Origin of the sequence: Algoriphagus boritolerans DSM 17298 = JCM 18970 (assembly GCF_900108085.1) — a bacterium.
In the GTDB taxonomy this organism is placed as follows: Bacteria; Bacteroidota; Bacteroidia; order Cytophagales; family Cyclobacteriaceae; genus Algoriphagus; species Algoriphagus boritolerans.
The window spans coordinates 22,426-35,633 of the sequence record NZ_FNVR01000007.1 but is presented as its reverse complement, the minus strand read 5'-3'; the positions used below and the strand labels follow the sequence as shown (position 1 = coordinate 35,633).

Here is a 13,208-nt window from a genome sequence, read left to right as displayed (position 1 = left end):
TAGCAAGTTTCTGTCACTTGAGGATGTTGTGGCCCATTTTATCTCTTTTGGTAGTGAGATATTTCTCGTTGTGTGGATTGGGTCTAATTTCGATTGGGATCTGCTCCACGATTTCGAGACCATATCCCAGCAAGCCAACTCTTTTTTGAGGATTGTTTGAAATAAGTCGGATTTTACTCACTCCCAAATCGCGTAAGATCTGTGCACCCACACCATAATCTCTGCTATCCATGGGGAAACCCAAAGCAAGATTAGCCTGAACGGTATCCATCCCCTGTTCCTGTAACTTGTAGGCTTTGAGCTTATTGATTAGGCCGATTCCTCTGCCTTCTTGATTCATGTACAGCACCACGCCTTTACCTTCTTTCTCTACCAACTCCATGGCAGTATGCAGTTGCGGTCCACAATCACATCTACAGCTTCCGAAAATATCACCTGTAACACAGGAAGAATGGACCCGCACCATAACAGGTTCGTTGGGCTCCCAAGTCCCTTTGATCAGCGCCAAGTGAATTTCCTGTGTGTTAGTTTGCCTGAATGCGATCAAATCAAAATCGCCCCAAGTAGTCGGTAAATCAACACCAATCTCCCGCTTGATTAGCGATTCATTTTTTAATCTATAAGCAATAAGGTCTTTTATAGATACCAATTTCAATTTGAAGCGCTCAGCAACTTTAACCAAGTCAGGTAGCCGGGCCATGGATCCGTCTTCGTTCATGATCTCTACCAAAACACCCGCAGGAGGCAGTCCTGCCAATCTGGCAAAATCTATCGCTGCCTCGGTGTGACCTGCTCTTCGAAGGACGCCACCCCGCTTTGCCTTGAGTGGGAAAATATGTCCCGGTTTGCCCAATTCAGAAGGATGAATTGAATCATCAATCAGCGCCTTAATAGTCTTGGCTCGATCCGAAGCCGAAATCCCGGTGGTACATCCGTGCCCTACCAGATCAACCGATACAGTAAAAGGCGTCTCAAATGCCGCCGTATTATTACCCACCATCAACTCCAGTCCCAACTGATCACACCTATCCTCAATCAGCGGAGCACAGATCAATCCGCGTCCGTGAGTGGCCATGAAATTGACGATTTCTGGAGTTACTTTTTCGGCTGCACAGACAAAATCACCTTCATTTTCACGGTCTTCATCATCTACTACAATGATTACTTCACCGTTTTTGATGGCTTCAATGGCATCTTCTATTGGGTCGAGGGGATAATTTTTCACAGGGGTAGTTTTTGGAATAATAGTTTCTCGCGCAAGTTAGGCGTTTTCCCTGTAGAACCGGATCAAGCCAAAGAAAGTTTGGTTTTATCCGATTACAATTCCGAGTTCCTTGTCAATTTGGAGTTGGACTTTTTTCAGTTCAAAATAAACCTGCTGAAGCTCATATACCTTATCCGCATCAAAATGCTCATGTTCGGCTGATTTGATTTTTTGTTTTGCCTCATCCATCATTTTATGGACTAATCTTCTTTTGAGTCTCAAAATGGACTTGAAGGCTGTACCCGCCAAATCATCTGACTCGGTAGTAATAAAAATCTGATGACGATCAAGCCAATGTACTGAAACCTCATGCCTCGGAGAAATCAAGTCAATCACTTCCTGTCGAATCTCGGCATCGGAATAGGAGACAAAAAAATCTGTTGTAGGTATCGTGCCATTGGAAAGGCTATCGCGATAAATTTTTAAAATCTTTTGATAGACAGGTGTAAAAAAAACGATGTCAGCTGTCTCAGACATCAAATAGTGACACAGGTGTAGGTCTTCATCGTCCAACTTTTTCCAACCGTAATTCAGCAATAAACGAATGGTCTCTTTTTCCTGAATTCTGAGTGTGTCCTCTACTGATAGCAGGTTTTTGGAAGGGACCAATTCCTCCAGTTTCTCCTCTGCTTCAGCTTCTTCCTTTGCTTTCTGAAAGTGCTCTTTTTGACTCTTTATCAGAGACTTATTCAGCTCCGTATGAATGATTTCTTCTTCTATCTCAAGCAGTCCCGAGGCCTCTTTGGTATAGACAGAACGAATAATTGGATCAGGAATTTTACCTATGCTCTGAACGATCTCCCGGATTACTTCTGCCTTTCGGATGGGATTTTTCTCAAATTCTTCCTGATACAAACCAATCTTGAATCCGATAAAGTCCCGACTGTTTTCCTTCAGGTAATCCTGAAATGCCTGTGAGCCTACTTTTCTGGAAAAACTGTCCGGATCATCTCCATCGGGAAAAACGACCGCTTTGACATTCAACCCGCCTTCCAGCAACAAATCAATCCCTCGAATGGAAGCCTTGATGCCAGCGGCATCACCATCATAGAGTACTGTCACCTGATTGGTAAAACGCTTGATCAATTTGATCTGCCCATCGGTGAGAGACGTACCTGAGGAGGAAACAACGTTTTCGATCCCGGATAAATGCATCGAAATGACATCGGTATATCCTTCCACCAAAAAGCAGTTATCAAAATCCCGAATGGCTTTCTTTGCCTGAAACATCCCATAGAGCACGTCGCTTTTATGGTAAATCGGGGTCTCAGGAGAATTGATGTACTTGGGTTGGTTTTTGTCTTTGGTCAGTATTCGAGCACCAAATCCAATGGGCTTCCCGCTGATGTTATGAATCGAAAAGGTAACCCGACCACGGAAACGGTCATACAATCTACTTGGATCTCCCTCTTTCTGAAGAATCAACCCTGCTTTTAACAAAATATCTTCTTCAAAACCAGCTGCTTTGGCAGCTTTCAAAAAATAATCCCAGCCATCCATAGCATAGCCCAGATCAAACTTTTCGATGATCTGCGGGTTAAATCCCCTTTCTTTGAAATAGCTAAGACCAATCGCCCTCCCCTCTTCAGTCTGGAGATTTTTTACAAAAAAATCCTTGGCAAAATTCAAGGCAATAAATAGGCTTTCCCGTTCATTTTGCTCGAGATTTTGCTCAGGTGTGCGGGCCTCGTCTTCCTCGACTTCTATACCGTACTTCCCTGCTAGATGACGAATCGCTTCCTGAAAGCCAACTCCCTCGATGTCCATCACAAACTGGATCGAATCCCCGGCTTTGCCACATCCGAAACATTTGTAAATCTGTTTGGACGGTGAAACAGAAAATGAAGGTGACTTTTCTCCATGAAATGGGCAACAAGCCCACATATTCTGTCCCTTTTTTTTCAGCGGCACATAGTCTCCCACTACCTCGACGATGTCGGCGCGTTCTTTTACTTTGTCAGAGGTCAATTTACTTATCATCAGGAAGCGAATTGAAACAAAGTTAAGCGCTGAGATTAGATTAAGAAGGACAAAATCGAGAACTATTTACAAGAGCGCTGAGTTTCACAATCACTAGACTAGCATGTGGTTTTAGAAACCCACATTCTTAAAGTAACTTGTGAAAAATTTAGAGAAAGCAATGCAATTGACTGCAGAATCGATAAGAAAATCACTATCAAAAGTACAAGACCCTGATCTCAAACGCGATTTAGTGACTTTGGGCATGATCCAGGGAATTCATATTGAAGGTAAAAAAGTGAGTTTCAAAGTAGTCCTCACCACCCCGGCATGTCCACTCAAAGAAGTAATTAAAAACAACTGCCTCGAAGTGCTCGAACAGGACCACGGCAGTGACTGGGAGTGGGATATTTTTATGACCTCCCAAGTGACAACTATGCGGGATGCAGGTCCTATTTTGCCTGAAGTAAAAAACATAATTGCGATTGCCTCAGGCAAAGGAGGGGTAGGAAAGTCCACCACAGCTGTGAATCTTGCCGTTGCCTTGGCACAATTAGGAGCAAAAGTAGGGCTTATTGATGCTGATATTTCAGGTCCTTCGGTACCGCTCATGTTCAATGTAGAAGGTGAACAGCCTTCTGTAAAAAAGGTCGGAGAAAAGAACATCATCATCCCGATTACCCAATATGGAGTCAAACTGATGTCAATCGGTTTTTTGACACCTACTGACAGCGCAGTGGTGTGGAGAGGTCCTATGGCCAGTTCCGCACTGAGACAATTTATTACGGATGTCGAGTGGGGTGAGCTGGACTATTTACTGATAGATTTACCTCCCGGGACTTCAGATATTCACCTCACCATGGTGCAAACAGTCCCAGTGACTGGTGCAGTTATTGTGACCACTCCTCAAAAAGTTGCTTTAGCCGACGCCAACAAGGGTTTATCTATGTTTAGACAGCCACAAATTAACGTTCCCATCTTAGGTGTTATAGAAAATATGGCTTATTTTTCACCCGAAGAATTACCGGGAAACAAATATTACATTTTCGGCAAAGAGGGAGGTAAAAAGTTAGCCGAAAAATATGATGTACCGTTCTTAGGAGAAGTACCCATTGTACAAAGTATCCGAGAAAGTGGAGATACGGGATATCCGGCCGTCTTGAAAAACGGATTAACCAAAGATGCTTACATGGAATTGGCAGAATCTGTAGCACGACAAGTAGCCATCCGAAACGCATCAATTCAAAAAACATCCATAGTAGAAGTAAAAGCATAAATAAAATGGAAGCTGGACTCAGAGAGAGAATTGAATTTGCACTTGATACGATTAGACCTTATCTGGAAGCAGATGGAGGAAATGTGCGCATCGTAGAACTGACAGAAGATCTGGTTCTAAAAATAGAAATGACGGGTAACTGCGGATCATGCCCTATGTCTTCCATGACTTTAAAAGCAGGAGTAGAAGAAGCAATCATGCGTGCGATTCCAGAAATCATACGTGTTGAAGCTGTTAACCTTACCGTCGTCTGATTAATTTGATTTAATGAGAAAAGGCTTACAGTTTTTTGGTGTACTTTTTTTTCTGAAAGGATTTTTATTCTTTTCTATCGCTTCTTTCGGTCAGAAAATCACTCCTACAGCAATTGATCAACCCCAAGTCTTTGGTTTCTCGGCGTCCCATTCTCATTCAGAGAAGTGTGCTCATACGCTGATCGAATCAAAAATCGAGAAAGAGATGGGCTATTTTGGTTCCAAATCATTTTTTGAAGATTGGATCGACCAAAAAATAACGGACAGAAGAACCAGAAATATACCTCTTGCAAAAACCCTTGAAGGCCCCAGACTGATCCCTGTAGTCGTCCACGTAATTCATAATGGAACTCCCCTTGGTTCAGGGGCTAATATTCCCGATTCTCAAATCTTCGAACAGATCAGAATTTTAAATGAGGACTTCCGAAGGCTTAATGCGGACGCCGTTCGGACTCCGGCTGAGTTTCTCCCTGTAGCTGCAGATGCCGACATAGCGTTTGTCTTGGCCAAGCAGGACCCGAATGGTTTTCCTACCAATGGAATTGTAAGACTTCAGGGTACCAAAAATTCCTATGATCCCAATTCTGATGCTGTTCTGATTGGCCAATTAAGTCAATGGAATCCAGCAGAATACATGAATATCTATGTAGTTCCTTTGGTTCAGCCATTTATTGGATATGCGTCATTTCCGATCTCTGATTTACCCGGTTTGAATTTCTCACCCACCCCGGCGATCATCGATGGAGTCACTATCGATTACCGTTTTTTCGGAGTTGGAGGAAATGCAACCTCCTCGTCCTTAGGCAGGACAGCCACGCATGAAGTTGGCCATTATTTTGGCCTAAGGCATATTTGGGGAGATGGAGGATGTGGGGTTGATGATTTTGTGACTGACACTCCCGAGCAAGACAATTCCAACAGCACCTGCAATGCCAACCCAAGTAGGTTTTCATGTGGCTCGAATGACATGATCCAAAATTACATGGATTATACCCCGGATGCATGTATGAATTTGTTCACTCGGGGTCAGGTCGAACGATTTAATGTGGTTTTGGAAAATAGTCCGCGGAGGGTGACCTTGGTAAACAACAGAGCTACTCAAGAACCCCAATTGCTGGATCTTGATTTGTCGCTTAACCGGATTATTCAGCCCGTGGATGCAATTTGTGATTTGATTATTACTCCCGAAATAGAAGTTCAAAACGCGGGCTCCATGACCGTCACTTCAGCGCGAATCGAGTATATCAAAAATGGAACAATTGTAGAAAATAAAAATTTCTCCCTAAACCTCGAAACAGGCGAAACTGCCATCTTGACCTTCGCTACTACTCAATTAGACCCTGGAGATAATGAAGTGGAATTCCGCATCACCCAGGTCAACAATCAGGCTGATCAAAATTCAGAGAACAATTCCAAACTATCCAATCCGGTACTTCAGGGTGAAATCGATTTGCCTTACACTTTTGATATCCAAAACTTCCCAAGTGATTGGGTAATTAGCAATCCTGATCAAGCATTTACTTGGGAAAGAAGGACTATTTTCATCGGAGGTGAGGCGCAGCAGTCCGTGTATATCAGACATTTCGAATATGAAGGAATCGGCGAGTTGGATTATCTCATTTCGCCTATCCTAGATCTTACTAAATATCCCAATTCGCAATTGGTTTTTGAGGTTGCTCATGCGCCTTACGATCAACCCGGCTATCAGGATGAATTGATCATTTCAGTGTCTGAGGACTGTGGATCCAACTTTGATTTAGTGGATGTAAACTATCAAAAATCAGGACCAAGGCTCGAAACCTCCCCTCCTACACTAGATGAGTTTATCCCTACTTCCAATGAGCAATTCAGAACGGAAATATTCAATCTGAGCGATTTCCAATCCTTGGGGAAAGTGCGTGTTTCCATCACTGCAAGAAACTCATACGGTAATAATATTTTTCTCAGAAATATCCGAATTTTACCCTCCGAGGAACTGCGATATGGAATCAGGGTAGAAGAAATTTTGAACCCAACTGCTATCAGTTCAGGCGACCATGAAGAGGAAGTGATCCGAGTTACCAATACCGGGAACCTGTCTCTAAATAAATTCCTGTTAACCAGAACTACTAATTCCAATTTACCGGAGACTTATTTGGTATCTGAAATAACTTTGGCCCCCGAAGAACAACTGGATTTGGACATCAACAAGTCTACCTTCAATGGCAAAAATAGATTGCGATTTTCTGTGAGTGAGCCAAATTTTGATCAAAACCCAACATTATCTATTGCAGTTGGTCGCTATCATCTTGAAGCTACCGAATCTGTGCTCGTTCCATGGCGTCAAAATTTCAATAGTAGCACCACACTAACTCCCTGGACTGCGATTAATCCTGAAAATGACTTACAAACTTGGACTATAACTCCCATTGCAAACGGTTCAGGGGTAAATAATGCCACCCGACTGGAAAATGGATTAGACGGAAACTCTTATTGGTTAGGCAGTCCGGTCTTCAATCTGTCAGGAAGCCGACAAGCCAGTATTTTCTTTGATCTGGCAGCCGGTCAAGTGAACCCAAGTACCAAGCTATCCTTATTGGCAAGCAGGGATGGAGGATTAAATTACGATACCGTCTGGATGGCAAGTGGTCAGGAATTAGCTACTGTCACGGCAGGAGAAGCTAATCCGAATAGTCCGGGAGATTACAGCCGTAAATATGCCAACCTAAGTGACTTTGCCGGTTCTGAGGCGCTGGCCGTGAGATTGGCCTTTGTTTTGGAAATCACAGGAAATGAAAACGATCCGGTTTATCTGGATAATCTGGAACTCTTCCTCAATGCAAATCCCGACCCCGTAATTCCGGCTCAAGGTTCGACGGTATTGTATCCTAACCCTGCCAGAGATTACTTTAGTCTAGCATTCAATCTTCCCGATCGCGAAAATATCACCATTCAAATCATTTCCGCTACAGGGGCTATTGTTCATGAAGTGGATTATCCCGGGACTCTCAACCAGACCTACACGTTCAGCACAGAATTATTCCGATCAGGGGTTTATATCATTCGAATCAGCAGTGATACATTGCAAGAAATGAAGCGATTGCTTATTAATTGATCTTAAAAAAGAGCCGAAGATGAACGCTTCGGCTTATTTTTTGCCTGCGGATTCGTATAGTTTTTACCATTTTTGTTCGTTGATCGATCAAAAATCCCCTTAACTTAGTCTGATCCTATCGTATTAATGAATTCATTCAATTCCTCAGTCAAAAAAATCCTTCTTAACCTACTGGTCATCATTTTTCTGACTGCCCTGCTTGGTTTTGTATTTTTGAAAGTCTATCTCCCGCTGTACACCCACCATGGAGAAACAGTCACTGTACCTGATCTGTCCGGCTACCAATACCTCGAAGCAAGTGAACTGTTGGAAGACATGGGCCTCCAATATGAGGTATCTGTGGACTCAGGTTTTAGCACAGAATTGCCTGCACTCGCCATTCTCAAGCAAATTCCGGATGCAAGCAACCAAGTAAAAACGGGAAGAAAAATCTATTTGACGCTGAATGCCCGAAATGCCCCGTTGATCAAAATGCCAAACTTGGTCAATCTTCAATTAAAGAATGCTCAGGAAATCCTATCTAATATCGGCTTATCCAGAGGTGATATCATTTACGTACCGGATATCGCTATCAACGCAGTGTTAGAGCAGCGTTACCGTGGAATCACTGTCAAAGAAGGCTTTGAAATTCCAAAAGGAGCAACCATTGACCTAGTCGTAGGCGATGGTATGGGAAATCAGTTGTTATTTGTACCCGATCTCAATGGAATGGAAGAAGAAGATGCTGAATTTCTGATCTTAGGCTCAGGACTTCGAGTGGGAGATAAAAATTACGCTTCGACAGATTCGGTTGCAACGGGAAGAGTTTTCTTACAATCCCCACCGGCGGGAATGGAAGTCAGAACCGGTGAGTTAATTAATATTTGGATAGCGAAAGACTAGGCAGTTGAAAAATAACTACAAACCTTGGGCGTTCATTTTTTGCTTTGTGATCCTGTCATTACAAGGCCAGAAATCCTTTGCTCAGTTTGTTGAATTTGGCCCCATTCACCGGCAAAAATTCGCTGACACTTCAAATTTCGGCTCTTCAAGACTTCAAAACACCAACGCACTTCCATTTTGGGATGATTTTTCAAAAGGATTAGATACCCTTAAGTGGACCATAGATGGTGCCTCTTACACCGAAACCATCGGACAAAATGCCCCCTCCTTAGGAGCAATCCTTTTCAACGGAGTGGATGAAAATGGAAGGCCTTATTCAAATCAAATCGGAGATCAAGGTGAAAGTGATTACCTGACAAGCAAACCTTTTGATTTAAGCACGCTCACCCAAGCTCAAAAAGAAAGCCTTTACCTTAGTTTTTTTTGGCAAGCAGGAGGAAATGCGGAAGCCCCGGATACAAACGACCGCCTGACCCTCCAGATATTTTCGCCTAATCAAGAGTGGGTAAACGCATGGGAACAAAACGGGGGCAGCGATCTTGACAGGACAATTTTTACTCAGGAAATCATCAAAATACTTCCGGAATGGCAGCATGATGGATTTCAATTCAGGTTTCTCTCTTCCGGCCGTCAAATCGGGCCATTTGACAGTTGGCTGATTGATTACCTTTATTTTAATTTCAACCGAACCGAAAATGACCTGACCTACAGAGACCGGGCTTTAACTCTTCCTAATCTGCTCAACTTTGGGGATTTCAGTGCCTATCCCCTGGAGCTCCTTCCTACAGATCAGTCTGGATTTTGGTCTCCAGTTCAAAATGAATTCCTGAATCTTGAAGATCGCTTTCGGGCCATGGAATTTTCGATTCAGATCGAAGATAGTCTCGGCAATCCCGCTTTGATCGTGAATGATGACACCCCTTTCAATCCAGTTCCAAATTCCCTCGAAAGAAGGACTTTTCTAAGCAGAGAATTTAATGAAATCCCTCGTCCTACCACAGAAACAACCCTCGTAATCACCTCCTCCCTCACTTCGGGTGATGGCCTATTGTTTGATATTCAAAATGGCGACACTACTCGATACAGTTCTGTGGATTATCGAATAAATGACACGGTAAAGACAACTTTCCCGCTCAGGGATTTTTTCGCCTATGACAATGGTTCCGCTGATTATTCTGCCGGAATTAATCAACGGTCCGGACAGCTCGCAGTAGCATACAATTCTCCCGAATCTGTTTATCTCAAAGGAATTTCTATAAATTTCACCAATGCCAGTCAAGCCAATCAGCCGCTCGATATTGTAGTCTGGGATGAAATTGACCAGCAGCCCATTTTCTCAAAAGAGTCATCGATCCCCGAAAAAATCCCCGGCCAGGATTTCATCTACTACCCCTTGGACACTAATCTCAGAGTCTCAGGGACATTTTTCATAGGCTTCACTCAATTTTCCAACGATTTCATCCATGTGGGATTGGATAAGGTTAATGATCGAGGGGATAAGATATTCTATAATGTCGGCGGAGCTTGGGCCCAAAACGAGGAGGTAAAAGGTGCCTTAATGATCCGACCCCATGTATCACTAGCACCACCATTTGAGGAAAGCCTACTACCTGATTCAGGTTTTAGAATTTATCCCAATCCAGTGGTGGATCGACTCTTTGTGCAAGGTCAGTTTGTGGAACTTGCCATTTTTGATTCCTTTGGTAGGCAGATTTTGTTGCCCATTGAGCGGGTCAATGATGGGGAAATTGTTAATTTTGAAGGGCAAAAACCGGGTATTTATGTTATAAACCTGATTTCAGGTTCCAGTTCAAAATCATTTCGAATTTTAGTCACCAAATAACATGGAAGATATCACCGTATCAGAACTAAAAAACCGACTCGAAAAAGGGGAGAAATTCCATTTTCTTGATGTCAGGGAAGAATGGGAATATGAAGAGGATAACCTTGGCGCTGAAAACATTCCATTGGGCGAACTACCTCATCGTATTTCAGAACTTGAAAAATATAAAGATGAAGAAATCGTCGTCCATTGTAGATCCGGAGCACGAAGTGGGAATGCCAAAAAATTCATGGAGAGCAAAGGATTCAACCAAGTCAGAAATGTTTTGGGAGGCATCTTAGCCTACAGATCTCTTTGAAACCAAATCCCGGGTTTAATTTTTAACCCGGGATTTTTTTTCACTCAAAAATAAATGGCTTCGGGGAAAAGCAGAGTGCAAATATCAAGATTGCAAGCCATCCCACTATTTTTCGTTTGGTATCCAAGGTATGAAATCCGGATACCTCAGGGTGTCTAAGTCCCATCAGACGTCCCAATAGAAAAGCGAAGAACAGCCAACCCTGATACCCCTCCCATTCAGGTTTCACAAAAGCCAAGACATACTGGACTGCGGCAATGGAAAGTGAAATTGTAATTTTTGTTTGGGCTGTAAAATCCGTCCGGGAATAGCAGATATATAAAAACCCAAGGTAAAGCGGAATCCGGATCATAAGTTCCTCTACTGGCATTCCGGGACTGATCATTCCTACTCCTGCATACCCCAGGAAAAGCGTAAAGACTCCCATAGAAATCTGCTTGTGATGCTTAGGAAACAGTCCAAAAACCACGTGTCCTCCATCCAATTGCCCTATTGGAAGCAAATTGAGTGCAGTAAAAAAAAGCGCCAGATATCCTGCAAAAAGGAAAGGATAATGGATCATTTCTGACATCTCCGGTAGTCGGTCTGGATCAGCCAACACTTTTCCCATTGCCCAAAAGAGGAGATTTCCTCCCAATTCGAAGTCCAGGACATCTTCTCCATACCCTTTAAAATCAGGATCGGCATATTCAGGATGCACAGAATAGATGAAATCTGAAGGCGGCAAGGTAGTAAACCCGTAAACCAACACTCCAAGGGCAATTACAAAGCCTGCCAAGGGTCCTGCCACTCCAATATCAAAGAATTTTTTACGACTGTTGACAAAACCTTTCATTCGGATGATCGCCCCAAAAGTACCAATGGACGGCGCACCTATGAATCCCAGCCAAGCCGGAATAAAGAAAGGAAGACTACACTTCACCTTATGATACATCGATGTAAAAAAGTGCCCCAGTTCATGAATCAGAAGGATTCCAACAAAGGGGATCGAAAAAGCCATCGACTTGAGAAAATACTCCCAAGTAAGGAATGAATCGCCTTCTCCGATTACCGATCTTCCATACACCCACTCTCCTCCTGCCAGTGTGGTAGTGATGAGCGTAAGTACCAGAAGTAATCCGTGAATCAGGTACTCTTTGGCTTTATACATGCCCAAAAAAGTCAAAAATCACAGTCGGTCCAGTCACCTGTATGGCGTGGATGCCGACGGACTTTGCCCCAGCTACATTTTCCTGCATATCATCAAAAAAGACCACCCGATCTGCAGTCGTTCCCAACTCATCCAACATCTTAACATATATCTCTTTGGTAGGCTTGGCTAGTCCCATCTCGTGGCTGTAAAATACCCGGTCAAACAATTGCTCAAATCGTTCCATCCCAAAATCCCGCTTCAACATGTCCTGTACCGCATCAATGTGAATCTGGTTGGTGTTGCTAAGTACTCCTACCCGGAAAGATTGTTTCAATTCTGATATCAAATCCAACCTTTCTTTTGGAATTTCCCCAAGCAGACTGTTCCAAAGACCATCTACTTTTTCATCATCCCAATCTTGTTCAAAATAGGCCCTCACTTCATTACGGAACGCATGAGAATCTATTAAGCCTTTTTCATAGGCTTTGTGAAAATCAGTAGCATAAAAAGATTCAACTTTCGGATGGAAGGTAGCTGGCAAAAGGGACTTAATCAGATTCAGAGATCGTTGATAATCAATATCAATAATCACATTGCCCAGATCAAAGATCAAAAATTCAGCATCAATGGCCTTTTTCATTCGCAATTCTGGTTGTGTATATGAACTCAAATATGTAACATTGCACTCCCAAAACCAAGGTTTAAGGCCAATTGAGCAACAAATTTCACGTTTCAACAGGGGCCTATAGCTCATTCGGTTAGAGCAACTGACTCATAATCAGTAGGTGCTTGGTTCGATTCCAAGTGGGCCCACTAAGCCATTCAAGAAATTGGATGGTTTTTTTATTAAAATGGATTTTTTTTTACCTACATCCTCTACTCCAAATCTTTGAATAGATTGTATATGCAAAGAGCCTCTTTGAATTTGACTTGGTTTTTATAAAATAAGCCGGCAGATTGGGTGTAATTGACCTAGATGAGGTTGTCATCAGTAAAGAATCCTGATCAGGTTTTATAATCCCTGTCATATTAAAATCAGGAGTGCTTCCCCCTGCCTCAATAGGTCCGGGAAGGAATAGCCACATTGCTAAAAGTGACACATTTTCAATGGATTAAGTCGAACACAAATTCTGATTTTAATTGGACAATTATTGAGCAAACGAAAAAAAAAATTCCAATTTCAAAAGTCAAAACACCTTCCGTATT

General features: G+C 42.8%; 10 protein-coding genes and 1 tRNA gene. 7 read left to right on the top strand and 4 right to left on the bottom strand.

Features of this window, described 5'->3' with window-relative positions; all coding sequences use genetic code 11:
- Positions 1–13 precede the first annotated feature (13 nt).
- Complete coding sequence (locus tag C4S61_RS08480; RefSeq protein ID WP_103924366.1) at positions 14–1,225, bottom strand: bifunctional 3,4-dihydroxy-2-butanone-4-phosphate synthase/GTP cyclohydrolase II; 1,212 nt, start codon at positions 1,223–1,225, stop codon at positions 14–16.
- An 84-nt stretch (positions 1,226–1,309) separates the two neighbouring features.
- Complete coding sequence (dnaG, locus tag C4S61_RS08475) at positions 1,310–3,247, bottom strand: DNA primase (protein WP_103924365.1); 1,938 nt, start codon at positions 3,245–3,247, stop codon at positions 1,310–1,312.
- 157 nt (positions 3,248–3,404) lie between these two features.
- Between dnaG and C4S61_RS08470 the strand changes: the two genes are divergently transcribed.
- From C4S61_RS08470 to C4S61_RS08445, 6 genes are all read left to right on the top strand, one after another.
- Positions 3,405–4,499 (top strand): Mrp/NBP35 family ATP-binding protein, encoded by a 1,095-nt coding sequence (locus C4S61_RS08470; RefSeq protein ID WP_103924364.1) that lies wholly within the window; start codon positions 3,405–3,407, stop codon positions 4,497–4,499.
- A 5-nt stretch (positions 4,500–4,504) separates the two neighbouring features.
- A complete protein-coding gene (locus tag C4S61_RS08465; RefSeq protein ID WP_103924363.1) occupies positions 4,505–4,753 on the top strand; it encodes a NifU family protein in 249 nt (82 codons plus the stop codon).
- A gap of 13 nt (positions 4,754–4,766) precedes the next feature.
- Positions 4,767–7,847 (top strand): M43 family zinc metalloprotease, encoded by a 3,081-nt coding sequence (locus C4S61_RS08460; RefSeq protein ID WP_103924362.1) that lies wholly within the window; start codon positions 4,767–4,769, stop codon positions 7,845–7,847.
- 126 nt (positions 7,848–7,973) lie between these two features.
- Positions 7,974–8,729 (top strand): PASTA domain-containing protein, encoded by a 756-nt coding sequence (locus tag C4S61_RS08455; protein WP_103924361.1) that lies wholly within the window; start codon positions 7,974–7,976, stop codon positions 8,727–8,729.
- Positions 8,730–8,775: 46 nt separating this feature from the next.
- Entirely contained in the window at positions 8,776–10,572 is a 1,797-nt protein-coding gene (locus tag C4S61_RS08450; protein WP_235009883.1) for a T9SS type A sorting domain-containing protein, read from the top strand.
- A 1-nt stretch (position 10,573) separates the two neighbouring features.
- A complete protein-coding gene (locus C4S61_RS08445) occupies positions 10,574–10,870 on the top strand; it encodes a rhodanese-like domain-containing protein (protein WP_103924360.1) in 297 nt (98 codons plus the stop codon).
- Positions 10,871–10,910: 40 nt separating this feature from the next.
- Here C4S61_RS08445 and C4S61_RS08440 read toward each other — a convergent pair whose 3' ends face one another.
- Both C4S61_RS08440 and C4S61_RS08435 read right to left on the bottom strand, forming a co-directional pair.
- The gene (locus C4S61_RS08440; protein WP_103924359.1) at positions 10,911–12,020 is read right to left on the bottom strand and encodes a site-2 protease family protein; all 1,110 of its coding nucleotides are present in this window, start codon (positions 12,018–12,020) and stop codon (positions 10,911–10,913) included.
- Complete coding sequence (locus C4S61_RS08435; RefSeq protein WP_103924358.1) at positions 12,013–12,642, bottom strand: HAD family hydrolase; 630 nt, start codon at positions 12,640–12,642, stop codon at positions 12,013–12,015. The genes C4S61_RS08440 and C4S61_RS08435 overlap by 8 nt, the downstream gene beginning before the upstream one ends.
- A gap of 99 nt (positions 12,643–12,741) precedes the next feature.
- On the opposite strand from C4S61_RS08435, the gene C4S61_RS08430 reads away from it, so the two are divergent.
- Positions 12,742–12,815, top strand: a tRNA-Ile gene (locus C4S61_RS08430).
- Positions 12,816–13,208: the final 393 nt, after the last annotated feature.